General features: G+C 44.1%; 22 protein-coding genes. 20 read left to right on the plus strand and 2 right to left on the minus strand.

Going from position 1 to position 24,829, the window contains the following annotated elements; all coding sequences use genetic code 11:
* The first annotated feature begins 2 nt into the window (after nt 1-2).
* The 6 genes from EYR97_RS03910 to EYR97_RS03935 are packed head-to-tail and all read left to right on the plus strand — an operon-like array spanning nt 3 to nt 5,808.
* Nucleotides 3-1,151 carry a DegT/DnrJ/EryC1/StrS aminotransferase family protein gene (locus EYR97_RS03910; RefSeq protein ID WP_131092520.1) on the plus strand — a complete coding sequence of 383 codons (1,149 nt, stop codon included), beginning with the start codon at nt 3-5 and terminating at the stop codon, nt 1,149-1,151.
* Nucleotides 1,151-2,254 carry a DegT/DnrJ/EryC1/StrS aminotransferase family protein gene (locus EYR97_RS03915; protein WP_131092521.1) on the plus strand — a complete coding sequence of 368 codons (1,104 nt, stop codon included), beginning with the start codon at nt 1,151-1,153 and terminating at the stop codon, nt 2,252-2,254. Before EYR97_RS03910 ends, EYR97_RS03915 begins: the two co-directional genes overlap by 1 nt.
* Nucleotides 2,251-3,237, plus strand: coding sequence for a thiamine pyrophosphate-dependent dehydrogenase E1 component subunit alpha (locus EYR97_RS03920; protein WP_207308036.1), 987 nt, complete (start codon nt 2,251-2,253; stop codon nt 3,235-3,237). The genes EYR97_RS03915 and EYR97_RS03920 overlap by 4 nt, the downstream gene beginning before the upstream one ends.
* On the plus strand, nt 3,234-4,301 hold the full coding sequence (locus tag EYR97_RS03925) for an alpha-ketoacid dehydrogenase subunit beta (RefSeq protein ID WP_131092522.1): 1,068 nt from the start codon (nt 3,234-3,236) through the stop codon (nt 4,299-4,301). The genes EYR97_RS03920 and EYR97_RS03925 overlap by 4 nt, the downstream gene beginning before the upstream one ends.
* Nucleotides 4,302-4,352: 51 nt before the next feature.
* Nucleotides 4,353-4,694, plus strand: a complete 342-nt coding sequence (locus EYR97_RS03930; protein WP_131092523.1) for a hypothetical protein — start codon at nt 4,353-4,355, stop codon at nt 4,692-4,694.
* The gene (locus EYR97_RS03935) at nt 4,675-5,808 is read left to right on the plus strand and encodes a radical SAM protein (protein ID WP_131092524.1); all 1,134 of its coding nucleotides are present in this window, start codon (nt 4,675-4,677) and stop codon (nt 5,806-5,808) included. Before EYR97_RS03930 ends, EYR97_RS03935 begins: the two co-directional genes overlap by 20 nt.
* A gap of 42 nt (nt 5,809-5,850) precedes the next feature.
* On the opposite strand, the gene EYR97_RS03940 is transcribed toward EYR97_RS03935, so the two are convergent.
* Both EYR97_RS03940 and EYR97_RS03945 read right to left on the minus strand, forming a co-directional pair.
* On the minus strand, nt 5,851-6,549 hold the full coding sequence (locus EYR97_RS03940; protein ID WP_131092525.1) for a nucleotidyltransferase family protein: 699 nt from the start codon (nt 6,547-6,549) through the stop codon (nt 5,851-5,853).
* The gene (locus tag EYR97_RS03945) at nt 6,546-8,033 is read right to left on the minus strand and encodes a PfkB family carbohydrate kinase (protein ID WP_131092526.1); all 1,488 of its coding nucleotides are present in this window, start codon (nt 8,031-8,033) and stop codon (nt 6,546-6,548) included. The genes EYR97_RS03940 and EYR97_RS03945 overlap by 4 nt, the downstream gene beginning before the upstream one ends.
* Before the next feature lie 289 nt (nt 8,034-8,322).
* Here EYR97_RS03945 and EYR97_RS03950 point away from each other — a divergent pair, with 289 nt between their 5' ends.
* The 14 genes from EYR97_RS03950 to fliN all read left to right on the plus strand — a co-directional run bounded on the left by EYR97_RS03950 (nt 8,323) and on the right by fliN (nt 24,829).
* Entirely contained in the window at nt 8,323-9,120 is a 798-nt protein-coding gene (locus EYR97_RS03950) for a flagellin (protein ID WP_131092527.1), read from the plus strand.
* A 153-nt stretch (nt 9,121-9,273) separates the two neighbouring features.
* On the plus strand, nt 9,274-10,737 hold the full coding sequence (locus EYR97_RS03955) for a sigma-54 dependent transcriptional regulator (protein WP_131092528.1): 1,464 nt from the start codon (nt 9,274-9,276) through the stop codon (nt 10,735-10,737).
* A gap of 137 nt (nt 10,738-10,874) precedes the next feature.
* Nucleotides 10,875-12,020: a PAS domain-containing sensor histidine kinase gene (locus tag EYR97_RS03960; protein ID WP_131092529.1), complete on the plus strand. Its 1,146-nt coding sequence runs from the start codon at nt 10,875-10,877 to the stop codon at nt 12,018-12,020.
* A 16-nt stretch (nt 12,021-12,036) separates the two neighbouring features.
* Nucleotides 12,037-13,374, plus strand: a complete 1,338-nt coding sequence (locus EYR97_RS03965; protein WP_131092530.1) for a sigma-54 dependent transcriptional regulator — start codon at nt 12,037-12,039, stop codon at nt 13,372-13,374.
* A 234-nt stretch (nt 13,375-13,608) separates the two neighbouring features.
* The gene (gene fliE, locus EYR97_RS03970) at nt 13,609-13,947 is read left to right on the plus strand and encodes a flagellar hook-basal body complex protein FliE (RefSeq protein WP_131092771.1); all 339 of its coding nucleotides are present in this window, start codon (nt 13,609-13,611) and stop codon (nt 13,945-13,947) included.
* Between the two features lie 12 nt (nt 13,948-13,959).
* Nucleotides 13,960-15,654 (plus strand): flagellar basal-body MS-ring/collar protein FliF, encoded by a 1,695-nt coding sequence (gene fliF / locus EYR97_RS03975; protein ID WP_131092531.1) that lies wholly within the window; start codon nt 13,960-13,962, stop codon nt 15,652-15,654.
* Between the two features lie 12 nt (nt 15,655-15,666).
* Nucleotides 15,667-16,707, plus strand: coding sequence for a flagellar motor switch protein FliG (gene fliG, locus EYR97_RS03980; RefSeq protein ID WP_131092532.1), 1,041 nt, complete (start codon nt 15,667-15,669; stop codon nt 16,705-16,707).
* An 86-nt stretch (nt 16,708-16,793) separates the two neighbouring features.
* Nucleotides 16,794-17,576, plus strand: coding sequence for a flagellar assembly protein FliH (gene fliH / locus EYR97_RS03985; protein ID WP_131092533.1), 783 nt, complete (start codon nt 16,794-16,796; stop codon nt 17,574-17,576).
* The gene (gene fliI, locus EYR97_RS03990) at nt 17,569-18,903 is read left to right on the plus strand and encodes a flagellar protein export ATPase FliI (protein WP_131092534.1); all 1,335 of its coding nucleotides are present in this window, start codon (nt 17,569-17,571) and stop codon (nt 18,901-18,903) included. Before fliH ends, fliI begins: the two co-directional genes overlap by 8 nt.
* Before the next feature lie 48 nt (nt 18,904-18,951).
* The gene (gene fliJ, locus EYR97_RS03995; RefSeq protein ID WP_131092535.1) at nt 18,952-19,398 is read left to right on the plus strand and encodes a flagellar export protein FliJ; all 447 of its coding nucleotides are present in this window, start codon (nt 18,952-18,954) and stop codon (nt 19,396-19,398) included.
* A gap of 422 nt (nt 19,399-19,820) precedes the next feature.
* Nucleotides 19,821-22,586 (plus strand): flagellar hook-length control protein FliK, encoded by a 2,766-nt coding sequence (locus EYR97_RS04000; protein WP_131092536.1) that lies wholly within the window; start codon nt 19,821-19,823, stop codon nt 22,584-22,586.
* Between the two features lie 188 nt (nt 22,587-22,774).
* Complete coding sequence (gene fliL / locus EYR97_RS04005) at nt 22,775-23,314, plus strand: flagellar basal body-associated protein FliL (RefSeq protein ID WP_131092537.1); 540 nt, start codon at nt 22,775-22,777, stop codon at nt 23,312-23,314.
* Nucleotides 23,315-23,348: 34 nt separating this feature from the next.
* Nucleotides 23,349-24,407, plus strand: coding sequence for a flagellar motor switch protein FliM (gene fliM / locus EYR97_RS04010; RefSeq protein ID WP_131092538.1), 1,059 nt, complete (start codon nt 23,349-23,351; stop codon nt 24,405-24,407).
* 17 nt (nt 24,408-24,424) lie between these two features.
* On the plus strand, nt 24,425-24,829 hold the full coding sequence (gene fliN / locus EYR97_RS04015; protein ID WP_131092539.1) for a flagellar motor switch protein FliN: 405 nt from the start codon (nt 24,425-24,427) through the stop codon (nt 24,827-24,829).

Genomic DNA, 24,829 nt, shown 5'->3' on the forward strand with positions numbered 1-24,829 from the left:
CTATGGCAAACTTTTATCCTGAACAATATCTTAAAACGGGAATCTACCCAATTAACCATAACTACTTACCTGATCAGTTTTCCGATTTGGAGCAAATTTGGGAGAAAGTCCGAGAAGTGGTCAAAAGGGGCGATTTTACGCTTGGAGAAGCGGTCGATTCTTTTGAGCGAGACTTTGCGCGACTTAATGATGGTGAGTTTGGGATAGGTGTGGGTAGTGGTACGGACGCTTTGTTTTTATCATTAAAAGCATTGGGCGTAGGGGAAGGCGATGAGGTCATTACTACGCCATATACTTTCTACGCTACCGTAGGGGCAATAGTGACCGCTGGTGCTACCCCTGTTTTTGTAGATGCAGGTGAAGATTACAATATTGATGCAAATCTTATCGAACGCGCTATTACGCCCAAAACCAAAGCAATAATGCCCGTTCATTGGTCAGGTAATCCGTGCGATATGGATGCGATAAACACTATTGCTAAACAATATGGCATCCATGTGGTAGCTGATGCCTGTCACGCAATTGGCGCGACCTATCATTCCAAGGGAATGGCTCAGCTTTCAGACTTGACGTGTTTCAGTATGCACCCTTTGAAAAACTTAAATGTATGGGGTGACGGAGGTGTAATTGTTACTAATAACGCGTCTTTAGCAGACAAATTGTACTCAATTCGAAACCACGGTTTGGTAGACAGGGATACTTGTAGAGAGTTCGCATATAACTCTCGATTAGATACTATTCAAGCAGTGGTTGCCCAGCACTTACTCGATAAAAAAATTCCAAATATCACCCGTTCACGTATTGCGAATGCAAAAGCCTTAGATAAGGGATTACAAGGCATTAACGGCGTAACGCTACCACCGCGCAGTGAACATAAACACGCGGTTTATCATATTTACATGGCGATCTTCGAAAGGCGTGATGCGCTGCAGGCACACCTTCAAAAAGCGGGTATAGACGCCAAGGTTCACTATCCATTGCCAATGCATTTACAGCCTGCTGCCAAAGCATATGGTTACGTTCGTGGTGATTTCCCAGTTACTGAGCACATCAGCGATAACTGTTTGTCGCTGCCTGTCCATGAGTTTATTACCTCTGAAGAAGTAGCATACATGATTGAGCAAGTTAGACAGTTTTATCAGGGGGCGTAATGAAAGTACCATTTGTAAATCTTGGCGCCCAGTTTGAGTCGTTAAAGACAGAGCTTGTTGATACCTTTGTCAGAGTTGGCAGTAGTGGTCAGTATATATTGGGGCCAGAAGTGGAATGCTTTGAAGCGGGCTTAGCCAACATAACTGATACGAAATACGCTATTGCTGTTGCAAATGGCACTGACGCACTAGAATTAGTGCTTGCAGCGTGGGGAATTGGCCCTGGCGATGAGGTTATCACTGCGCCTAATTCGTTTATCGCCAGCGCAGGTGCCGTAAAGGCAGTTGGTGCGAACGTGGTCTTTGCTGATGTTGGAGAAGACTACAACATCGACCCCCTCGAAATAGAAAAAAAGATAACACCGAAAACAAAAGTCATTATCCCGGTTCACTTAACAGGTAATCCAGCCAATATGACTGCCATAAACGCGATTGCTAAGCGCCATCAGCTAAAAGTTTTAGAGGATGCGGCTCAGGCAATTGGCGCAACGCATAAAGGGCGTGCTGTAGGGGGCTTGGGCGATGCCGCTGCATTCAGTCTGCATCCCTTAAAAAACTTTCATTTATGTGGCGATGCAGGGTTTATCTCTACAAATGACAAGGCCTTATACGAACAAATTTGTTTATTGCGCAATCACGGATTGGTGAATAGAGATGAGAGCATTCGCTGGGGTCGTAATAGCCGTATCGATGCACTTCAGGCTGCAATTGGAAATGTTAAGTTACCGTATTTCGCTAAATGGACCGAACGTTTTAAGCAAATAGCCTCGCGTTATCATCAGCGCTTAAATAAGGTAGTTGAATGTCCTAAAGTGTCTGGTGAAGACTGTGCGGTGTATCATAATTTTGTTATTCAGGTAGATAGGCGAGAAGCGTTGATGGCACACCTACTAGAGAAAGGGGTAGAGTCAAAAATTCACTATCCTATTCCTTTGCACCTTATGCGCAGTGCTCGTAAGTTTGGATATCGCGAAGGTGATTTCCCTGTCACAGAAAGGCAACGAGATAGAATTTTGAGCTTGCCAATATACCCAGAGCTAACTGATTCACAAGTAGACTATGTGTGCGATGTAATTTGTGCGTTTTATGAGGCTGCACAATGATGAGTTTATCTTCTACTCAGGCCAAGCGGATTTATTCAATGATGCAGTTTATCCGTAAGACGGAAGAGGCCATCGCGGATAACTATTCTTCAGGTCAAATGCGCTGTCCAACACACCTGTCAATAGGTCAGGAGTGTGTACCCGCTGTTTTGTCTGAAATTTTGACCGTTAACGATCTTGCTGTTTCTACGCATCGCGCTCATGCGCATTACCTAGCGAAAGGAGGTTCTTTAGATGCGATGGTAGCAGAGATCTATGGTAAGGCAACGGGGTGTAGTGGTGGTCGTGGAGGCTCAATGCACCTTATCGATGAATCTGTTGGCTTTATGGGCAGCACCGCCATCGTAGGCAACACTATCCCCATTGGTGTCGGTCTGGGTCTCGCAAAAAAAATAAAATCGGAGTCTGGAATCGCGGTTGTATTTTTAGGTGATGGTGCGATTGAAGAAGGAGTATTTTACGAGTCAGCCAATTTTGCCGCCCTCAAGAAGCTTCCTGTTTTGTTTGTGTGCGAGAACAATCTCTATTCGGTATATTCGTCTTTAAAAGATAGGCAGCCAGCCGGACGTAAAATACATGAATTAGCTGCCAGTATTGGTTTGTGGACTAAGCAAGGTAATGGCAACAGCGTTGAAGAGGCTTATGACGTTTGTCTTGAAGCTTATAAACACGTGCTGTCAGGGCTAGGCGCTGCTTTTATCGAGTTGGATACCTATCGCTGGCGCGAGCACTGTGGTCCTAATTATGACAACGACATCGGCTATCGCAGTGTCGCGGAGTACGAACAGCATAGAGCAAATGATCCTATTGCCACCTTTGAAACACAACTTATTGAAAATAAAATAATAAGTCAGGTGGATTGCAGTGACGTTGTAGATGAAATAAACCACAAGGTAGCGCAAGCTTTTGAAAAAGCTAAGGCGGCGCCTTTTCCGGATGAACGTTCCAGTTATCAGCATGTGTATGCTCAGGAGTCGGTATGAGCAGTAACGACATGATCACATATTCCCAAGCTATTAACCTCGCTATGCATCAAGCGATGGAATTAGACCCAAGTGTAATTTGCTATGGATTAGGTGTTGATGATCCCAAACGTATTTTTGGAACCACCGACAACCTAATAGAAAAGTTTGGCGCAGAGCGAGTTTTCGATATGCCGACTGCCGAAAATGGCATGTTGGGTATTGGTATTGGTGCTGCTATAAACGGTCTAAAGCCAGTTATGGTCCATCAACGAATGGACTTTTTCTTATTAGCAATGGACCAGTTAGTCAACAGCGCGGCTAAGTGGAATTACATGTTTAACGGTCAAAGAAGTGTGCCAATTACCATCAGATTGATTGTTGGTCGCGGGTGGGGGCAGGGTCCAACACATGCGCAAAACCTTCAAGCGTGGTTTGCCCATATTCCAGGTCTTAAAGTAGTCATGCCTACAACACCTGAAGAAGCGAGAGGTATGTTGCTGCAAAGCATTGTAGATCCGAATCCTGTGGTTTTCATTGAACACCGCTGGCTACATGGACAAACGGGAATTGTGAGAGACACGCCAACACCAATTCCTATCGATAAAGCTGTTATGCGCCGTTCTGGTACTGATATTTCGTTGGTGGCGATGTCGTATCAAGTCGTAGAAGCACTGCGTGCAGCTTCGGCACTAGAGCAACAAGGTATAAGTGCGGAAGTCATTGATTTGTGCTCAATTAGACCCATTGACTGGCCAACTATTTTACAATCAGTTGAGAAAACTGGAAGGATTTTGGCGCTCGACTCTGGTGCGTTGACCGGGTCGGTATCATCCGAAGTGGTGGCAAAAGTGAGCGAAACCTGTTTTTCGTCTTTGAAATCTGCGCCAGCGAGGATGGGATTACCCGATCATCCTGAGCCAACAAGTTATGGTTTAACTAAAGATTTTTACTATGGTGCCGACAAGATAGCAATAAAGGCGCATGAAATGGTGCTTGGGGAATGTGAAGCTGAGCGCTATGCTGGTCTTGCAGGTACAGGTCATCATGATGTGCCGGGCGATTACTTTAAAGGCCCATTTTAATGGCGGCTACATTGTCAGGCGAAGCGTCTGATGTTTTAACAGGTTAGGTTTATGTCTGGAATAGATTTGTCTCATGCAACTGCCGTTACCCCACTTCCAGGGCCACAGTGGCTAGCGCTTAGCGAAGCGGAAAAGTTGGCGGCAGTGAATAGTTTGTTCAAAGAAAAAGAGTTTGCTATTGAAGCGGTCTCTGCTAATGAAAAAGCGGATGTCACTGTCGAAATTTCACCCGAACTCGATGCTGCTTCTAGGGGAGAAATGCTTCGCGAAGCAGAAATGGTATTAAAACAACATATTGATGAAAGTTTGGTACTTTGGCTACCCACCGAGACAGACAGAAATACCATCAGAAGATTTCGAGGAGTAAGCATTGATGTCAAGCAAGAGCGCTAATGAACAACTCATACTGGATGGTCATAAACTCTCATGGCACACCGATAGGGTAGAAGCATGGGAAGCTGGCGAGCGTATCGCGCCGGTAAGTATTGATATGGCGTTAACAAGGGCTTGCCAAGCAACTTGTCGTGGGTGCTATGCAACACTTCAGGAGTCTCAGTCACGTTCAAGACTAACCACAGATAAACTGTATGAGTTTTTAGATGATTGTGCAGAGATGGGGGTGCGTGGCATTTCATTGGTAAGTGATGGTGAAAGTACGTTATCTAAATCCTACGTGCCATTTATTCAGCGAGCTAGCGAGTTGGGTATTGATGTTGGCAACGCTACCAATGGGTGGTTGCTAACGCCAGAAATGTCCAGAGAAGTGCTGCCTCATATGAAGTGGGTACGCTTTACGTTGCTGGCAGGCAACGCGCGCTCAATGGCGGCGATGATGAGTAAAGATCCCAATGACCTGTCAGTATATTGGAAGGCTGTGTACAACATTTCTCAGGCCGTTAAGATAAAGCAAAAACTCAATCTTGACGTTACGCTTGGCATTCAAACTTATATCACGCCTAAAGATGAAGGCGAAATTCGTGATTTCGCGAATTTGGCCCATGACCTCGGTGTTGATTACGCAGTAATAAAGCATACTTCAGATGACGAACAGGGATCTTTAGGCGTTGACTATGAAAATTACGACAGACTGACAGAAGCGCTGAAACAGGCTGAAGCAAGCTCCACTGAGAAAACTAAAGTTATTGTAAAGTGGAGTAAGATTCGCGATGGGAATAAACCCTCGTATAGTCGAGCCTATGGCATGCCATTTTTATTGCAGTTGAGCGGCAGTGGTCTTGTGGCACCATCGGGTATGTTTTTCAATTCTAAGTACAGCAAGCTTCATATTGGTAATTTTGCGGAAGAACGTTTTATCGATATTTGGAAATCAGACCGTTATTGGGACGCAATGAACTACCTCGCATCGCCACAGTTTGATGCAAGTACAATGATGGGAGCCTTGCCAATTCAGCACTACGCTAACGTCGCATTGGATAACCATGTTAAAGGTATCAAAAGGATTGAAGCAAGTCCGTTTGATAACCCTCCTCACGTAAACTTTGTTTAAAAAAAGGGCAGGTTTGCCCTTTTTTTATCTCTACGATATCGCCTAAAAAACGCCGTTATCTTGTGCAATCGCAAGACTTTCTGGTGTACCAATATCCCTGTGATATATGTGATTGGTCCACGTATTAATGCGTCCAAAAAAATAAGGAATGACATCGAGACTGAAGTCTGACATACCTTTTTCTCGTATAACGTCAACCAAACCATTTTGAAGAACATACACTGCGGCATTAGCTAAGTTAGTGGGTGGATTCGCTACTTTTTCATGCATGGTAAGTACTTGGTGCTTGTCATCTAGTTCAACAATGCCGCAACTTTGAGGGCTGTCTGTTTCAAACAGCATCATTGTCATCACCGACGTCGCTGGACGAGCTTCGAATGCGTGAATAAATTCTCCAGCGTCAAACTTTGACAAGTTATCGGCGTGAATAACCATAACGTCATCATTATTAAGCTCGTCGGTGTGAGCAGCAAGCGTACCTGCAGTGCCAAGGAGGGTAGGCTCGTACCACGTGGTGATATAAGAGATATGTGACCAGTGTGAGCGCAAATGTGCTTCGACCTTGTCGGCAAAGTAATGTAGGTTGATGTAGATTTCGGTTATTTGTGGCTGTTGGGTCAACAAATCAAGCCATATATCAAGCAAAGCAACGCCATTAATAGGTACCAGACATTTGGGTATTGTATTAGTAATAGGTTGAAGCCGGGTGCCTAAGCCTGCTGCAAGTAATACTGCCTTCACGACGTTAGCTCACTTAACTTTGCCAAAACTTTGTCTTTTTCAAGCGGAATATTGCCTCTTGTATTAACTTGAATAGAAGATGCTACACTGCCCACGAATGCTGCTTGCCAAATACTCGCCCCCGCGCAAAGCATCAAAGTAGTGGTAACAAACAGTGCATCGCCAGCACCAGCGGTATCGATTGCGGATTCTGCCAGTGCAGGCAAGTTGTCTGTATCTAAAGGTGCAGACCTGTCACTACGATGTCTAATAAGAATACCTTCAGCACCTAAAGTAACAATCAGGTTATTGGCATTAAGTATATTGGCTAAATCGAGAGAGACCTGAATTAAGCCACTGTCATCATCTTGGGCGGCAAGTCTCGCCTCGATTTCGGTCGGTGTGGTTAACCAGAGGTTACTAAATTTAGTGAGATCGCCTACCTGTGAAGAGGTTTGACTATCGGCAACAATAGGAACCTGATGCTCTTCGCACAAAGATTGAACTCGTTCTATAAGTTGAGGGCACAATACACCAAAACTAAAATCGGCAAATAGCAACACATCATAGTTACTGATTTTTTTCTTCAAGCTTTCAATAAGTTCTCTAATGATATGCGACTCAAGTGCATGTTTTCTGAAACTATTAACGCGCAATAGCGTTTTGTCTTTAGCTCGATATCTAAGTTTATGTGTAGTGGGGCGCGAAGCATCCTCAATGATGCACGCATCGACACCGTAATCGCGCAACTTCTCTTTCGCGAATGTGCCCGCTTCGTCGAGGCCCACAACACCATAGAAATCGACACTAGCACCAAGCTTACTTGCGTGGCCCGCGACGATACCTGCGCCGCCAAGATATTGAAAAGATTCAAGTGGGCTAACAGCAATGGTTGGATCTTCTTGTGACATGCCAATTGCCAAACATTCTTGATACTCATCGACAATAATATCGCCGATAACGGCAATTTTTACGTTTTTAAAACATGTTAAATGCGTTTTTAGTGTGTCGGCGCCTATGTTGTAGCGTTCATGATATCGTTGCAATTGCTCTTTTAGTTGTCGGCTATTGTTATTTTGTCGTTGTAATAATTGCTTAGATGAGAATTGCTTCTCTCCAGATGAAAATACCAATTTGCCGCCATATTGTTCTATAACCACATGCTCAGGATTTTCGGCCTTTTCGAACTCCTTTCCTTTAACCACAACATCGGGTTTTAGTTCGCCAATAAAAGTTTCAACTTTATCATTGATAATAATAACTTCATCGACAAATGAGAGCGCCGATAAAGCAGATGCGCGCTCTTGATTTGAGAAAAACGCGCCTATCGAGATGTCTTTGTCGTAAAGGCCGACAACCAACACATCAGCTTGTTCTTTGGCAAACAATAAAAAGCGAATATGGCCAGGGTGAATAATATTAAAGTTACCGGCGACGAAACAGATCCGCTTATCGTCTTTTTGAAGTGTATTAGCCCATGATTTGTAATCGTCTACTTTTATCATTTTATACTTATAACCTATTAATATTGAGTAGGATTTTTCGTTCAGGCAATTCGGTTAGGTAATTGTAGCGCGAATCGACAATTATTATCATTAAGAATAGAAAAAGTGGCCTTTCACTCCTTCTAGTGTAAGCACGCAAGTGACATCGCTTACTTAATTGCTATCGGCAAAATATCACTTTGTATTAATTAATATACCTATTGCAGGCTAGATCTGGCTACATTTGGTTATATGTTGTACAGCTTTTGTGCTATACTCTAGCGGTAAAAAATGTGTTTAGGGTAAAACGATGCAAGTAAATAACAACGGCGTCTCTTCTTTGATAAGCCAAGTTCAAGAAAAACAGAACAATCTGTTTGAGAAGCTGGCATCGGGGAAAAAAGTCAACAATGCGACCGATGGTGCTGCCGCTCAGCAGATTATCGACCGGTTAACGTCAGAAGTGGAAGGTAGTCGTCAGGCGATTAATAATGTTTACGATGGTATTTCATTGGCGCAAGTCGCCGAAGGTGGCCTTGGAAGCATAAATGACGATGTAAACCGTATCCGTGAACTCACTCTGCAATCTGGTAGTGGTATCTTAAGCAGTGGCGATCGTCGGGCAATTCAGTCAGAGATCACGCAGCTTCAAGAAAATATTACTCAAACTATTGAGCAAACTAATTTTGCAGGTAAACCTCTATTGTCGAGCGATGGCGAATTATCTTTTCAAGCAGGCGCAAATAGTGGGCAGTCGATTAGTGTTGGCACTCAAGACATCGCATCGAAACTAAGTGGTGTGTTGTCCATCGATATCACATCTGGCACTAGCGTTGACGAAGCTTTGAGTGCGGCAGATGAAGCTATCGAAGTGGTAGGTGGCGCTCGCGGCGATTTAGGCGCAACACAAAATCGCTTTGAAAGTGCGGCTCGCACACTTACTCAATCAAGTATTAATACTGCTGAAGCAAGAAGCCGTATTCAAGATTTAGATTATGCACAGGCGGCTTCAGAAAGGGCGTCAAATGATGTTCGTAGTCAGGCTGCGGTTAGTGTTCAAGCTCAGGCTAACCAGCAAGAAGGTCAAGTTCTCGCATTGCTGAATTAATCAGTTTTAAAACCTAATTAGTCTAAAGAAGCAGGGCAACCTGCTTTTTTTATTGGTAAATTTCCGAAACAGCAGTTGCGCTACTTTCTTTTGCCGTTACAATTTATAAATGCGCTAAACTGTAAATAATAACAAAGCGTTCTCGGGGAATTGATGAAGAGCATTTTGCTGGTTAGTGACAACCAGGAACTTATTCAAAACTTAGAAACTATTGTTACCTTCATGGGAGAATCGTGTCAGTCGCGAGGCTTTGCTGAATGTGAACAGTACATACAAGACTGCGGTGCTGATGCTGTTATTGTTGAGCTCACATCTTTAGATGCGGTCAAACGTTTGGTGGAGAAGTTTCCACACATACCTTTCGTTGCGTTGGTTAAAGACCTAAATCAAGCCTCTGCCAACCGCAATTTAGTGAGTGTTGTTGCAACTCCACTGACCTATCCTGTGTTAACCCAAGCGATTCATCGTTGTCAGGAATACTCTCGTCGTAAGCCTGGCTTATCTAGAGCTACTGGCACAAAAACACGTCTTTTCAGAAGTTTAATAGGGAAAAGCGAACAAATTCAAATTGTGCGTCGTCTTGTCGAACAGGTTGCTCCTACCGATGCCACAGTATTAATACTTGGTGAGTCGGGTACGGGTAAAGAAGTGGTTGCCAGAAACGTTCACTTTTTATCTGAACGCAAAGATGGCCCTTTTATACCGGTTAATTGTGGTGCTATTCCTGGTGAGTTGTTGGAAAGTGAACTTTTCGGTCACGAAAAAGGCGCATTTACCGGCGCAATTAGCTCGCGCAAGGGGCGCTTCGAATTAGCCGAAGGCGGTACATTATTTCTCGATGAAATTGGCGATATGCCAATGCAAATGCAAGTTAAGCTTCTACGGGTATTGCAAGAGCGCACTTATGAGCGTGTTGGCGGCAATAAACCGTTGAAATGTAACGTTCGCATTATCGCAGCTACTCACCGAAACTTAGAAACTATGATAAGTGAAGACAAGTTTCGCGAGGACTTGTATTACCGATTGAATGTGTTTCCTATTGATAGCCCTGCGTTACGTCAGCGCAAAGACGACATTCCATTGTTACTGCAAGAGCTTAATAGCCGTATTCAAGGTGATGGTGTAGAAGGTGTACGTTTTACTGAGAATGCTATAGCTTCACTTATGGAGCATGAATGGGCGGGTAATGTACGTGAGCTATCTAACCTTGTTGAACGCTTAACCATACTTTACCCGGGTCAAATCGTCGACATAACAGATTTACCTGAAAAGTATCAATATGGTGACGTTCAAGCATATGAACCGGACTATCCAGAAGAGATCCTAGAGCGAGAGGCCTTTAATGCGCTTTTCGCCGAAGCGGCTGCACATGAGCCTGAAGATGAAGACGATGCTGCTGAATCAGACACCCAGAGGGTTTTAGTTTCTTCAGAACTTCCTGAAGACGGCGTTAATCTGAAAGAGTACCTTTCTGAGCTTGAGGTGAACTTAATTCGTCAGGCTTTGGATAATCAAGATTGGGTCGTAGCACGCGCGGCTGACAAATTGGGAATGCGCAGAACTACCCTAGTTGAAAAAATGCGCAAATACGATATCCAACGAATGGAAGATGCTTAACGTCAGCTTATTGACGTTGTGTGTTTTTCTGCCTTTTATGCTTTTAAGTATATGAATTTTATTTAAAAATAAAGTTGGCACGTCTTTCGCTTTAATTAAGTCATATTTATTTGCGTCTGTAATTTGACGAGGGCAATATGGCTTTTGAAGGCACTCACAATTCAGTTGATTACTCAGAATCGAGTTTTGCAATAGGCGGCTATGGCAACTCGTTCTCACACTCTGGTGATGGAACCTCAAATTCAGACGATATCGACGCTTTGCGCCTGCAAGCGAGTCGTTTGGAACATTTACTTCAGGTAATGCCGGCTGGTGTCATTGTTATTGATGGCAAAGGAATTGTTCGGCAAGCCAATGAACAGGCTAAAGAATTGCTTGGCGAACCCCTTGAAGAAGAAGTATGGCGTAGTATTATCACCCGATCTTTCAAACCACGTGCCGATGATGGACATGAAGTTTCTTTGGTTGATGGACGGCGAGTAAAGCTGTCTATTACGCCCCTTGAAAACGAACCCGGTCAATTAATTGTTATCACCGATTTGACGGAAACTCGCCGACTTCAAGCTAGAGTGAGTCATATGCAGCGCTTGTCATCACTTGGCAAGATGGTGGCGTCTTTGGCCCATCAAATAAGAACACCGCTATCTGCTGCAATGTTGTATGCCTCGAACTTAACGCGTAAAGGCTTGCCAGATGGTGCACAAGAGCAGTTCGCGCATAAATTATCATGTCGCTTGAAAGAACTAGAAAGCCAAGTGAATGACATGTTGTTGTTTGCAAAATCTGGCGAAGAGCAAGTCGTGAGTCAACTATCCCTCGATGAAATCCTTAGCGCCATAGAAGGCAGTGCAAACACGATTGCATCGCAGGCTGACCAACATTTAACGTTCAAAGGCTTTAACGATAAATCAGTCGCTATCACGGGTAATCTCACAGCTTTACAGGGTGCGCTACTCAATCTTATTCACAATGCCAGTCAAGTGACGCCTAAGGGTGAACGCATTGAGGTGAATGTTAAATCAATTAACGAGCAACTTATTATCTCTATCACAGATAGCGGAGAAGGCGTACCTGAAAAACTTAAACACAAAATATTTGAGCCGTTTTTTACCACAAAAACCCACGGGACGGGATTGGGCTTGGCCGTTGTCAAATCAGTTGTATCAGCACACAACGGAACGTTAAGTGTAACTGATGGCGAGCTTGGCGGAGCGTGCTTCAGTGTGGCGCTTCCTTGCCGTTCACTCGGCGCGTCAAGCCATTCATTAACACACGTTGCGTAATAATTAGGGGTTTAACATGTCGACAGCTACGATATTAATTGTTGAAGATGATGCAGGCTTACGTGAGGCATTGTTCGATACCTTATTACTTGGTGGTTATGATGTAGTGGAAGCCGATTCGGCAGAATCTGCACTGATGACACTTTCTTCGCGACAAGTAGACTTAGTGGTTAGCGATATTCAAATGGGTGAAATGAGCGGATTGACTTTATTGAAAAATATAAAGGCTAAGCACCCAAATATGCCAGTACTTTTAATGACTGCGTACGCCACTATCAATGATGCCGTACAAGCGATGCGCGATGGCGCGACAGACTACTTATCGAAACCATTTGCACCAGAAGTACTGCTTAATTTGGTTGGTCGCTATGCACCAGCGAAAAAAATAGAGTCGAGAACGCCTATCGTAGCCGACCCCTCAAGCCTGAAACTGCTAGACTTATCTCGTAAAGTTGCTAAGTCAGACGCGACAGTTATGGTGTTGGGGCCAAGTGGCTCGGGTAAAGAAGTACTCTCTCGTTATATCCACGATCAGTCAGGTCGTAGCGACGCACCATTTATTGCGATTAACTGCGCTGCTATTCCAGAAAATATGTTAGAAGCGACGTTGTTTGGTTACGAGAAAGGTGCATTTACAGGCGCTATTCAGGCTTGCCCCGGCAAGTTTGAACAGGCCCAGGATGGTACGCTGTTACTTGATGAAATAACTGAAATGGATATGGCACTGCAGGCAAAACTTTTACGTGTGTTGCAAGAGCGTGAAGTTGAGCGATTAGGTGGACGTAAAACAGTTAAACTAAATGTACGCGTTATTGCCACTAGTAACCGAGACTTACGTAAAGCTGTTGATGCAGGTGAATTCAGAGAAGACTTGTACTATCGTCTTAATGTGTTCCCGATAGAATGGAAGCCGTTGGGGCAGCGCCCTGGTGACATCGTGCCCCTCGCTGAGCACCTCATTCAACGTCATGCGAGTGTTCAAGGTTTAGGAGCAATAAGATTAAGTGCAGCAGCTCGCAATAAACTGGCGCAATACAGCTGGCCGGGTAACGTACGTGAGCTTGAAAATGTTGTGCAACGCGCTCTTATCTTGTGTGAAGATAATGAAATTGATGCGTCTGATCTCATGATTGATGAAGATATTTCTACAACTGTGGATGTGGCACCTGAGCACGCTGATGATAATAAGCTGGGATCTGAACTTCGCTATCAGGAACACCAAATTATTTTAGACACCCTTGTCTCGTGCAATGGGAAGCGCAAAGATGTTGCAGAAAAGCTAGGCATAAGCCCACGTACACTTCGATACAAGTTAGCCCGTATGAGAGAAGATGGTATTGAAGTCCCCGCTTAAAAAGTCTGCTTTATAAAATAAATTATACCACCGTCGCTTGTGCGTACTACAAGCGACGGTTTTTTGTTCCTATCTATAAATAACACGTCATATTTTTGGCTTCTCCGTCTTTTTTCTTTCTAACATTATGAAATATATGAGTTATTAAAGTTGGCAAGGGCTTTGCTTTGTTAGGCTTATATAAAGATTATCGCCTGTTAAACAGCGTGCGACATGAAACCGTTAGGAGAGGTTATGGACGTTAAAGCCAATAGTTTGTATCAAGAAATGCAAAACATGATTGGACAAACTCGTCTTCAGGTCAATGAGCCCCAGCAGCTTCAACAACTTAAAGAGGTTAATTCCTCTGCGAGTGATTTTGCGACCATGCTTAAGCATGCAGTAGATGGTGTGAACAACCGTCAAATAGACTCCAAGGTTGCACAGCAACGTTTTGAAATGGGTGATCCTAACTTAAGCCTTGCTGAAGTTATGTTGACTAAAGAAAAAGCAGGTATTGCTTTTGAAGCCACGGTTCAAGTACGAAACAAAGTGCTTGAAGCCTACAAAACAATAATGAATATGCCGGTATAAGTGGAGTAGGTTATGGCTGACGCAACAGGTACAAATTTGACTATTCCTGATCAGAATCAGGTTCAAGATCACGAGCCAGAGAATAAGTCTGGCTTTATGGACACGCTAGGCAGTGCAGATATGATGCGTCAAATGGCGCTCGTTGTTGTATTAGTTATTTGTGTCGCTATTGCTATCTTTATTCTAATTTGGTCACAAGAGCCTGACTATCGTCCACTTGCAAAAATGGAAACCCAAGAGTTAATCGAAACGCTTGATTACATGGATGCCAATCAAATTGAATACAAACTCGAAGGCAATATTGTCTATGTGAGAAGTGACGAGTTTCAAAATATCCGCTTGGGTATGACGCGCCAAGGGCTAACTAAAGCCTCTGAAGCGGGTACGGATATTATAATGCAGGATATGGGCTTTGGTGTTAGTCAGCGTGTCGAAATGGAACGTCTTAAGCATGCTCGCGAGAAGCAAATAGCTGCCACTATTGAAGACATTACCAGTATTCAGAAAGCGCGTGTTTTACTAGCGATGCCTAAAGAGAACGTCTTTGCTAGGCGAGAAAAGAAAGCGTCTGCAACAGTCGTGTTAACGGCAAAACGCGGTGCAGTAATTGCTGGTGAAGAAGTTGACGCTGTTGTTGATATTGTGGCGTCAGCTGTACAAAACATGGAGCCATCAAAGGTCACCGTAACCGACAGCAATGGTCGCTTACTAAACTCTGGCTCACAAGATTCAATGAGTGCACGCGCGCGCAAAGAATATGAAATAGAGCGTCAGCGAGAACAAGAATACCTTGAAAAAATTGACGCGATTTTGATCCCTGTACTTGGTATAGGTAATTACACTGCGCAGGCAGACGTGACCATGGATTTTACGGCCATGGAGCAAACACAACGTAGTTACAACCCTGATTTGCCAGCAGTACGCAGTGAAATGATAATGGAAGAAAATAGTGTCGGTGGTGGTATGGGAGGAATTCCCGGTGCACTTACTAATCAGCCACCGTTAGATTCTAACATTCCTGAAGAGGCGAACGGTGGTAGTCAGCAAACGCTTCCTGGCCGCACTGCCAAAGAGTCTACGCGCAACTATGAGCTAGATACAACCATTAGCCATACCAAGAAACAAACCGGTGTTATTCGTAGATTAAGTGTTTCCGTGGCTGTTGATTATACCCAAGTGGTTGGTGAAGACGGTGCAATGACACCCACACCACGCAAACAAGAAGAGATATTAAATATTCGCCGATTGCTGCAAGGTGGAATTGGGTTTGACGTGACTCGTGGAGACTCTCTTGAAGTCGTAAGCGTTCCTTTTACTCGAATGGATACTGGCGTTATTGAGGAACTTCCATTATGGGAACAGCCCGGTTTCTTACCAATTCTTAAGCTTGTTGTTGGCGGATTGGTTATAATCATCCTTATACTCTTTGTAATTCGCCCAATGCTACGTCGCTTGATTCACCCAGATGAAACAAACGACACTGAAGAATTCGACGCTGATGAAGGTTTAGATTTGGGCGACGATACTATTAGTATGCTAACGTCAGAGTTTGACGAAGGACAGGTGGGCTTTGCGCCAGACGGTTCACTAATGCTACCAGACCTTCATAAAGATGAAGATGTATTAAAAGCGGTTCGTGCCCTTGTTGCCAATGAACCAGAATTGTCAGCCCAGGTGGTTAAGGGCTGGCTGATGCAAGACGAGTAACGAGAATAAATTATGCCTGAAGAACTCGCCAAGGTTGAAGAACCGTCATACGACGTCAGTAAATTAGAAGGCGTTGAAAAAGCAGCCATTTTGCTTCTTAGCTTGTCGGAAGAAGATGCTGCCCAAATCTTGAAACACTTAGAGCCAAAACAAGTCCAAAAATTGGGGACGGAAATGGCGAAAGTGGATGACATGACCCAAACCAAGATTACGGCGGTACATAAGCATTTTATCGAAGAAATTCAAAATTACAGTACCATTGGTTTCCAAAGTCAGGACTTTGTGAAGCGTGCATTAACGGCTGCGTTAGGTGAGGATAAAGCCGCAAATCTAATAGACCAAATCTTGATGGGCAGTGGAGCTAAAGGGCTTGATTCACTCAAGTGGATGGACTCGAAACAAGTTGCCAGCATTATTCGAAACGAGCACCCGCAAATTCAAACCATTGTTCTATCTTACTTGGAGCCAGAACAAAGTGCTGAAATTTTGGCGCAGTTCCCAGAGAAAGTGCGATTAGACTTGCTGATGCGTATTGCTAACCTTGAAGAAGTTCAGCCTGCTGCATTACAAGAGCTAAACGAAATTATGGAGAAACAATTCGCGGGCCAAGCAGGAACACAAGCAGCGAAAATGGGCGGCTTGAAATCTGCTGCGAATATCATGAACTACTTGGATACTGCGATAGAAGGTCAGTTGATGGATGCTATTCGTGAGCAAGACGAAGAGATGAGTCAACAAATTCAAGATCTTATGTTCGTGTTTGACAACCTTGTGGATGTTGATGATAAAGGTATTCAAGCTATATTGCGTGAAGTACAGCAAGATGCCCTCCTTAAAGCGATTAAAGGTGCTGACGAAGAACTTAAAGACAAGATTATGCGCAATATGTCCAAACGGGCAGCTGAAATGCTTGCAGATGATCTAGAAGCATTGGGGCCAGTGCGAATTAGTGAAGTAGAAACAGCACAGAAAGAAATCTTGTCAGTGGCACGTCGTTTGTCTGACTCTGGTGAGATCATGCTTGGTGGCGGTGGTGGTGAAGAGTTCTTGTAACGCGCCCACGGGATTAGTGAAAAGCACTTTGTTTCTGAAGCGCAATATCACTTTAAATTGAAAGTTGGTAATAGTTGGGTAAATACATGTCAGCCAAGAAAAGTTTCAGTGATGAAGAAGTAAGTGAAGCCAAAAAATGGGATTTACCCTTTGTTGACGACACCAATGAATCAAGAGTTAGTGATACAACCAATGCCTTAAATCGTCGCTCTGATTGGAAGTATGAGCCACCTGAAGAAGAGATTGAAATCCTTCCTCCCACGGCAGAAGAGATAGAAGCGATACGCCAAGCAGCTTATGAGGAAGGCTTTCAAGAAGGTAAATCCACAGGCTTTGATGAAGGCAAAAGCGAAGGGCTTGATAAAGGTTACACAGAAGGCGTTGAACGTGGACATGCTGAAGGCTTAGCACAAGGTCTTGAAGAGGGTAAACAACACATTTCAACCCAACTGGAAGTATGGCAGATTCTTGCTGAAAAGCTGCACGACCCACTGTCACAGGTAAACGATGAAACACGTGACCAACTGGTAAAACTTGCTGTTACCTTGGCAAAAGCTGTGATCAAAACAGAGGTTAGTACCAATACTCAGGTTATTTTGACCGCGCTAAGTGAGGGGATAAAAGCATTGCCCATCAATCAGGCGGAATATCAAATTCATATGCACCCAGAAGATATTGCATTAGTACAATCTCAATTTAGCGAAGAAGACATTGCGAAAAAAGGGTGGAACTTCGTGGAAGCCCCGGCTATGGAAAGAGGTGGCTGCGATATCACCACAACGCAAAATGCAGTGGATGTATCAATAGAACGACGTTGCCGCGACGTTATTGAAAAATTCTTGCTTAATCAAGGGTTGTCGAATGACTAGTCCTTGGCACCAAGATTTTGAAGCGCTTACCAAACAGGTGACCTCTCCTCCCGTGGTGGCTGCAGGTAAATTAGTCAGAGGTATTGGCTTAACCTTAGAAGCTGTGGGCTGCCAGCTTCCCGTGGGAAGTCAGTGTTTAGTACAAACGATAGAAGGTGAGATTGAAGCTGAAGTTGTGGGGTTTGGCGACGACATCACCTATTTGATGCCTACGGAAGCGGTGCGAGGTATTGTTCCTGGAAGCCGTGTTATGCCGCTTAATCGACAAAGCGGATTACCTGTAGGGATGGGGTTACTTGGTCGCGTAGTTGATGGGAATGGACAACCTCTTGACGGACTGGGTGAAATTGACGCTGAGGCGAGAGCGCCTACAACACGACCACCCATGAACCCCTTAATACGCCGTCCAATCAACCAAGCTATGGACGTGGGTGTACGTGCAATCAATGCGCTTAATACCGTTGGTGTTGGGCAGCGAATGGGGCTCTTTGCCGGCAGTGGTGTAGGTAAAAGTGTATTGCTTGGTATGATGACGCGAGGGTGTGAAGCAGATGTCGTTGTTGTTGGTTTGGTAGGCGAGCGGGGGCGAGAAGTAAAGGAGTTTATTCACGAAATACTTACCGATGAAGAGCGAAAGCGCGCTGTTGTGGTGGCAGCACCTGCTGATACTTCACCATTAATGCGTTTAAAAGGGTGTGAAACCGCCGTCACTATTGCAGAGTATTTTCGTGATAAAGGAATGAATGTACTGCTGCTTATCGATTCATTGACGCGTTATGCTATGGCACAACGTGAAATTGCCCTAGCAGTTGGAGAACCTCCTGCCACAAAGGGGTATCCGCCGTCCGTTTTTGCCAGACTGCCCGCGTTGGTTGAGCGCGCTGGAAATGGTAGTGAGCGACAAGGCTCTATTACAGCGTTTTATACCGTGCTTACCGAAGGTGATGATTTGCAAGATCCCATTGCTGATGCGGCACGGGCTATTTTAGACGGTCACGTAGTACTGTCGCGCGCGCTCGCAGACAGTGGGCATTATCCTGCTATTGACATCGAAGCCTCGATAAGTCGAGTTATGCCAATGGTGGTCAGTGAAGAACACCAACTTATGGCTCGCCGTATCAGACAAGTTTATTCCAGCTATAAGCAAAACCAAGATCTCATATCAATTGGTGCGTATGCGAAGGGCTCTGATCCGCGTATCGATTTGGCTATTAGAGCTGAGCCTGCAATTAATGCGTTTTTGCAGCAAGGCATGAAGCAAGTTCTTTCCTATGACGAGTGTTTAGAGGGAATGACTGCTTTGGCAAAAGGGCTCGGGCAAGGCTAGTCGGTATCATTCTATTTTGGCTTTATTACGATAAGGTAGTGGTAAATTATGTCCAAACAACTAGAACGTTTAGCTGAGTTCGAACGTGAGAAAGAAGAACGTGAAGCGCGCTATTATCAACAAGCACAGCAAAATGTGGTACAGCAAAAACAAAAGTTGACGAGTTTAGAGCAATACCGTATCGACTATATCAAAGGTATTCAGCAAACTGGTCAAAGCGGTGTAACCGCCACCTATTATCAGCAGCATCTGTCTTTCGTGGGTAAACTTGACAAAGCATGTGAACAACAGATGCAAATTATCACGCGAGCGAAAATGGCAGCAGACCAACGAAAGCAGCTGTGGCTTAAACAACAGCAAAAAGTAAAAGCAATTACGTTATTACTTGATAAAAAACAACTCGCCGCGCTGAAGAAAGAAGCTAAAGCTGAACAAGCAATGATGGATGAGTTCGCTAATCAACGATTCTTCCGCGCAAAGCGCACATCATTTTAATCTCTCTTTCTCTACCACTTACTTCTAAACAAATCCAGAACCTCGCTAACTTGGCTCGCCCTTTGCTTGCATAACAAGAAAGACAAGAACGATAAAACAAAAAGTGACACAAAAACGATTTGTTCATGCTGACATAATAAGCAACCTCAACCTAGATGTGTATATAGTATTGAAGGTTATGTTCAGAGGTTATCGATTAGCATGAGCGTTGATTTTGATTTTTGTGTTTGGATGTGATGAAAAATTAAAGCTTAGTTTTAACAAGTGTTTAGCTAGTACGTAGCTATCTAGTGGCATCACAATTGCCTAAAAATTGCTACGTAATACGTATAAAGAGATAGTTGAAGCAACGTTTAGTTGCACGAATACAGCAACCTCTCTTTATACAAGACAATGACTTTATTGTAGGACGGTAGAATATAATGCAACAAGTTGCCGCACATAAAACAGACCTTGCCGCATTGCCTTTTGCGGCGACTAACACGGCTAAAGCTGTCGAAACAGGCATTGATTCACAAAGTAAAAATCAAAACAGCGATGCATTTAAGAGTCTCTATCAAGAAGCAAGGTCTTCAAATAATAATGCATCGACACAAAGAGAGAGAACTGCTTCTTCTCAGAAACAGTCAAATAAGCAAGACTCTGATAAATACAATTCTGAGCGTCAAACGGATGGCACTAGTAATCGAGTTGACCGAAATGAAAATGTCGAACGTGAAGTCAAAAAGTCGTCAACGAATAATCAGCATGATGTTAATCACAGAGGCCAAGATGCATCGCAAGGTAACACAGCAAATCATGCACAAAGTGCGCCTAAACAAGGTAAAGATAAGAATGCAGGCCATACCGATCTACCCACAAATGACAAAAGTGATGATATCGCGTTAAGTGGGGGAACTGGAGTAAGCGGTGAAGGCGCGGAAGATACTGCCGTTCAAGCCATAGACTTACATGGAAACCCTGTAGGCGGTGAAGCGCAACAAGAGGACTCTACAGACAGAGATCTGGTCAATGGTCTACCCGTTGAAGATAGTGCCGTAGAAGGTGAGCCAATAGCTGGAAAACCAGGTGAAGGCGACATAATTGTTGACAATCCTATTGTGGCTGACCCTGTTGATACTAAATCTGAAGAGAATGTGATTTCAATCACAGACGACTCTACACAGCGAGATAGTTCACTCGTTAATGTCGACGGTGTGGTCACGCAAGAGATAGCCAATGAAGCTGAATATGTTATCGGTGAAGGCGGAAAGAAAGATTCAGAGGCAGGTAGAATTGGAGAAACGGAACCCGAAGAACATAGTGAGCCTAGTGTCAATGATGGGACTTTGGATGATAATCAGTCAGTTGGCCTTGGCACTAACGGTGATGTTTTGTCGCAAGAAGATGCCATTTACGAAGCGCTCAAAAACAACGCCGAACACGATACGCAAATGCCATCGGTTGGTGGAAACGGCGATGAAGCCGTAGACGGTACGTCTGAAGAAGCTGTTGATTGGCTTAGTTTTGTAGAGTCCATCATGAACAGAGGTAGCGATGATAGCAAAGGTAATACAGGAGTAGATGCTATCAATGTCTCAGAAAACGCTGAGCATCAACTCGAATCCATAAAACCACTACAGCCAGAATATACAGTTCAAACTGATGAAAACAATGAGCTAGATGCAGTGACAACATCGTTTGAAGACATTATAAATTCGATAGAAGAAAAGGATATTGACGCGGTTGTCTCAGTGTTAGAAGAGATGGTGGCGGCGCTACAGCAAAGTTCTGATTCATTAGCCAGTAATACTGAAGCAAGCGCGTTGAATTCAAATGACGAACTAGCCAGTGCACTTAATTCTCTCAAGGCACTTTTACAGAAGCTTACCGGTGCAGAAGGTAAAGAACCTGAATCATCGGAAGCATTAAATGATGCGCTTACCAACACATCGGGGAGCACAACTGAAGCAACCGACGCTGCGAATTCTCAGGCACTGACTGGTATGCCAAATGCTACTGAGACGAACAGCAGTGGTGAATCGACAGTTGATATAAAAGCCATTAAGAGCATTATTGATAGTGATGAAATTCTTTCTAAGTTGACACCAGAAGAAGCCTTTGTATTGAAGTTATTGGGGGATGAACTTCCTTCTAATGTGCAATTAGCGGCTGAGGAAGCAACGTCCTACTTAAGTGAATTAGCAACAAAATTGAGTGCGCTGAATGGTAAAGGAGCAGCCACTGGGGCCAGCGCTACATCGGTTAGTTCAAATGATACTTCTAAAACTAGTGATAACAGTAATGTAGGTGCAGTCAATACAAATATCCTAGATGAAGGCCAGAACCTTTTAGCTGCTATCGCCGAAATGCCAGCTGAGACGGCCGCTAAAGCAACAGAAGCGTTCGCTGATAGAATGGTTGCTGCAATGCCCACTGGGCCGCAACAGCAAGTGGTTAAGAGTAACATTATTGCTGGTATAAACGAATTCCAACAGCAAGTGCAGCAAGGGCGAGAGCCAGGCATTGACCTTTCCGCTATTGTGGCTGACGCAACGAAAGAGGCAATGGTATCAGCAGAAGTTGCTTCAAGTATGAACGCGCGCGTAGAAAGCCAAGCAAGTCAATTCTTGCAGTTAGTTAATAATACACAAAACACAGTGAATCAGGTGCTACAAGGTCAACTTACTCAAGCCGACACCATGATTAACGAAAGTAATCAATTAAAAGCAGAAGCGTCAAAAAGTCAGCAGCAGTTCGAAGGATTCGATAAGGCAGTAAACATTCATAAGCCGGAAGGCCAGCAGCAGCTCAATGAAAAAATTCGCTGGATGGTAAACGCGCGTAACACAATGGCGGAAATACGTTTAGATCCACCTGAAATGGGTAGCATGCAAGTACGTGTTAATGTGTCTGGCGAAGCTGCGAGCGTAAGTTTTATCGTTCAATCACAACAGGCAAAAGATGCATTAGCGGATGCTATGCCCAAGCTGCGTGATATGTTAGCGGAGCAAGGGATTGAACTTGGTGATGCTCAGGTGAGAAAAGACAATTCTTCTGGTAGTGAAAATGGAGGGCAGCTTGCCGGTGAAAATGGGCAGTCTGGCCGCGGAGGACGCTCGGGTGATCACGATGGTATGGAAGACGGGCGTATTGTAGAGCAGGCAGTAAGTCGCCAAACTGTCGGTGGTATTGACTACTACGCATAGAATGCTTCGCACAAAAAGTAGACAGTAAGTTTAACTGGACGTTTATCTATTGAGTGGTTTAGTGAAATAAAAAGCCACGAAAGGTTAGTTTAGCGCAAATATGCGACTATATTCGCAGATATGGGCATTGCCATTTTTGAGCGAAGCCTGATAATACGACTACACAGTTTTTAATTGATGAGTTGCCCATGGCTGAAGAAGAATTACAAGTTGAAGAAGGCGGTAAGAAAAAAGGCAAATTGATGCTTATTATCATTATTGCCTTGGTGTTGGTTGGTGGCGGTGGTGCTGCTTACTTTTTCTTATTCTCTGGCAGTGATGAACCTGCTGCTGAACAACTTGCCGAAGCCGACGCAGCAGTCGCGAGTGCCCCTGCTACAGGCGGCGCGGGTGGTAAAGCTGAAATGGGAACAGCATTGTACGTAGCTATGCCTCGCCCCTTTGTTTTTAATGTACCAGGTTCAGGTCGCGATAGGCTGGTACAAATTAAGGTTCAGCTTTTAGTGCGAGGCTCCGATAACGAAGAATTGGCTAAAACCCATATTCCACTTATTGAAGGAACATTGCTGCAAGCCTTTAGTATGTCTAACGCAGACGATTTAATTACTGAGGCGGGCAAAATTGAACTCAGGGAACAAGCGGTAACAGAAGTTCAAAAAGCGCTTAAAGAGATTGAAGGTCGAGATGTGGTTGAACGCGTACTTTTCACGGGCTTTGTGATGCAGTAACTACTGCATACGAGTTTTTAAATAGGTAAAGACTGTGAGTGATTTATTATCCCAAGACGAAATCGATGCCCTCTTGCACGGGGTTGACGATGTAGAGGAAGATGAGGTTGGTGGTTCTGACTCCGACGCATCTACGCTCGAATACGACTTCTCTTCACAGGATAGAATAGTACGTGGGCGCATGCCTACTCTCGAAATTGTTAACGAACGCTTTGCTCGCCATATGCGAGTCAGCTTGTTTAATATGATGCGCCGTTCAGCTGAAGTATCAATTAATGGTATTCAGATGATAAAGTTCGGCGAATATATACATACCCTGTTTGTTCCAACTAGCTTAAATATGGTGAGGTTCCGTCCTCTTAAAGGTACTGGGCTTATCACCATGGAAGCGCGGCTTGTCTTCATTTTGGTAGATAACTTTTTTGGTGGCGATGGACGCTATCATGCCAAAATCGAAGGGCGAGAGTTCACACCTACCGAGCGTCGAATTATTCAGATGCTTTTGAAGATTATTTTTGAGGATTACAAAGAAGCGTGGGCACCAGTTATGGACGTGTCTTTTGAGTACCTCGACTCAGAAGTAAACCCCGCGATGGCCAATATTGTAAGCCCTACTGAAGTCGTCGTTATCAGCTCTTTCCATATTGAACTCGATGGCGGTGGTGGTGATTTTCACGTGTCATTGCCTTACTCGATGTTAGAACCAATCCGAGAATTATTAGACGCTGGTGTTCAAAGTGATAAAGAAGATACCGATCTTCGATGGAGCAAAGCATTACGCGACGAAATAATGGATGTGAAGGTGGCATTAACCACCCACATGTTAGATGTAAATGTGCCTCTTCGAGACGTTATGGAATTCAAACCGGGCGATATTATTCCGGTTGAAATGCCTGAAACAATTACGGTGCTAATCGAGGATTTGCCAACGTTTAGAGCAAAGTTGGGGCGTTCAAGAGACAATTTAGCACTTAAGATCGTTGAGAAAATCGCAAGACCGACTTCTGTGAAGTCTGAGTTACAATTATTAACCCGCGGTGGGCGTATTATTGATAATGACGCTGAACTGCAAGTACTCGAAGAAGACCTGTAAGGTAAAGGGGAGTTCCCATGAGTGAAGATGGTATGGACGATTGGGCTGCGGCAATGGCCGAGCAAGCCGAGTCTGAAGCAGAACAAGACGGCTCGAATGATGATGTTCAGGTAGCTGAACTTGATGAGTTGACTGATGACGCACCAATTACTCAGGAAGAGAAGAAAAAACTGGATACTATTTTGGACATTCCAGTTACTATTTCTATGGAAGTAGGTCGCAGTCAAATTAGTATTCGAAATCTGCTACAGTTGAATCAGGGGTCTGTGGTTGAACTCGATCGTGTAGCGGGTGAGCCATTAGATGTATTAGTTAATGGCACGTTGATTGCTCATGGTGAAGTAGTAGTAGTTAACGACAAATTCGGTATTCGATTAACGGATGTTATCAGTCAAATTGAGAGAATTAAGAAACTCAGATAA

The sequence above is a fragment of the Alteromonas sp. KUL42 genome, from assembly GCF_006538325.1.
Classification (GTDB): Bacteria; Pseudomonadota; Gammaproteobacteria; order Enterobacterales; family Alteromonadaceae; genus Alteromonas.

Excerpts from the sequence above, each read along its gene's own strand:
- EYR97_RS03935 (WP_131092524.1), top strand. The coding sequence starts at position 4,675 with ATGTCAAGCAAGAGCGCTAATGAACAACTCATACTGGATGGTCATAAA.
- EYR97_RS03915 (WP_131092521.1), top strand. The coding sequence starts at position 1,151 with ATGAAAGTACCATTTGTAAATCTTGGCGCCCAGTTTGAGTCGTTAAAG.
- fliH (WP_131092533.1), top strand. The coding sequence starts at position 16,794 with ATGTCAGCCAAGAAAAGTTTCAGTGATGAAGAAGTAAGTGAAGCCAAA.
- EYR97_RS04000 (WP_131092536.1), top strand. The coding sequence starts at position 19,821 with ATGCAACAAGTTGCCGCACATAAAACAGACCTTGCCGCATTGCCTTTT.
- fliE (WP_131092771.1), top strand. The coding sequence starts at position 13,609 with ATGGACGTTAAAGCCAATAGTTTGTATCAAGAAATGCAAAACATGATT.
- EYR97_RS03955 (WP_131092528.1), top strand. The coding sequence starts at position 9,274 with ATGAAGAGCATTTTGCTGGTTAGTGACAACCAGGAACTTATTCAAAAC.
- EYR97_RS03925 (WP_131092522.1), top strand. The coding sequence starts at position 3,234 with ATGAGCAGTAACGACATGATCACATATTCCCAAGCTATTAACCTCGCT.
- EYR97_RS03950 (WP_131092527.1), top strand. The coding sequence starts at position 8,323 with ATGCAAGTAAATAACAACGGCGTCTCTTCTTTGATAAGCCAAGTTCAA.
- EYR97_RS03920 (WP_207308036.1), top strand. The coding sequence starts at position 2,251 with ATGATGAGTTTATCTTCTACTCAGGCCAAGCGGATTTATTCAATGATG.
- EYR97_RS03960 (WP_131092529.1), top strand. The coding sequence starts at position 10,875 with ATGGCTTTTGAAGGCACTCACAATTCAGTTGATTACTCAGAATCGAGT.
- fliN (WP_131092539.1), top strand. The coding sequence starts at position 24,425 with ATGAGTGAAGATGGTATGGACGATTGGGCTGCGGCAATGGCCGAGCAA.
- fliG (WP_131092532.1), top strand. The coding sequence starts at position 15,667 with ATGCCTGAAGAACTCGCCAAGGTTGAAGAACCGTCATACGACGTCAGT.
- fliJ (WP_131092535.1), top strand. The coding sequence starts at position 18,952 with ATGTCCAAACAACTAGAACGTTTAGCTGAGTTCGAACGTGAGAAAGAA.
- EYR97_RS03930 (WP_131092523.1), top strand. The coding sequence starts at position 4,353 with ATGTCTGGAATAGATTTGTCTCATGCAACTGCCGTTACCCCACTTCCA.
- EYR97_RS03965 (WP_131092530.1), top strand. The coding sequence starts at position 12,037 with ATGTCGACAGCTACGATATTAATTGTTGAAGATGATGCAGGCTTACGT.
- fliF (WP_131092531.1), top strand. The coding sequence starts at position 13,960 with ATGGCTGACGCAACAGGTACAAATTTGACTATTCCTGATCAGAATCAG.
- fliI (WP_131092534.1), top strand. The coding sequence starts at position 17,569 with ATGACTAGTCCTTGGCACCAAGATTTTGAAGCGCTTACCAAACAGGTG.
- fliL (WP_131092537.1), top strand. The coding sequence starts at position 22,775 with ATGGCTGAAGAAGAATTACAAGTTGAAGAAGGCGGTAAGAAAAAAGGC.
- EYR97_RS03945 (WP_131092526.1), bottom strand. The coding sequence starts at position 8,033 with ATGATAAAAGTAGACGATTACAAATCATGGGCTAATACACTTCAAAAA.
- EYR97_RS03910 (WP_131092520.1), top strand. The coding sequence starts at position 3 with ATGGCAAACTTTTATCCTGAACAATATCTTAAAACGGGAATCTACCCA.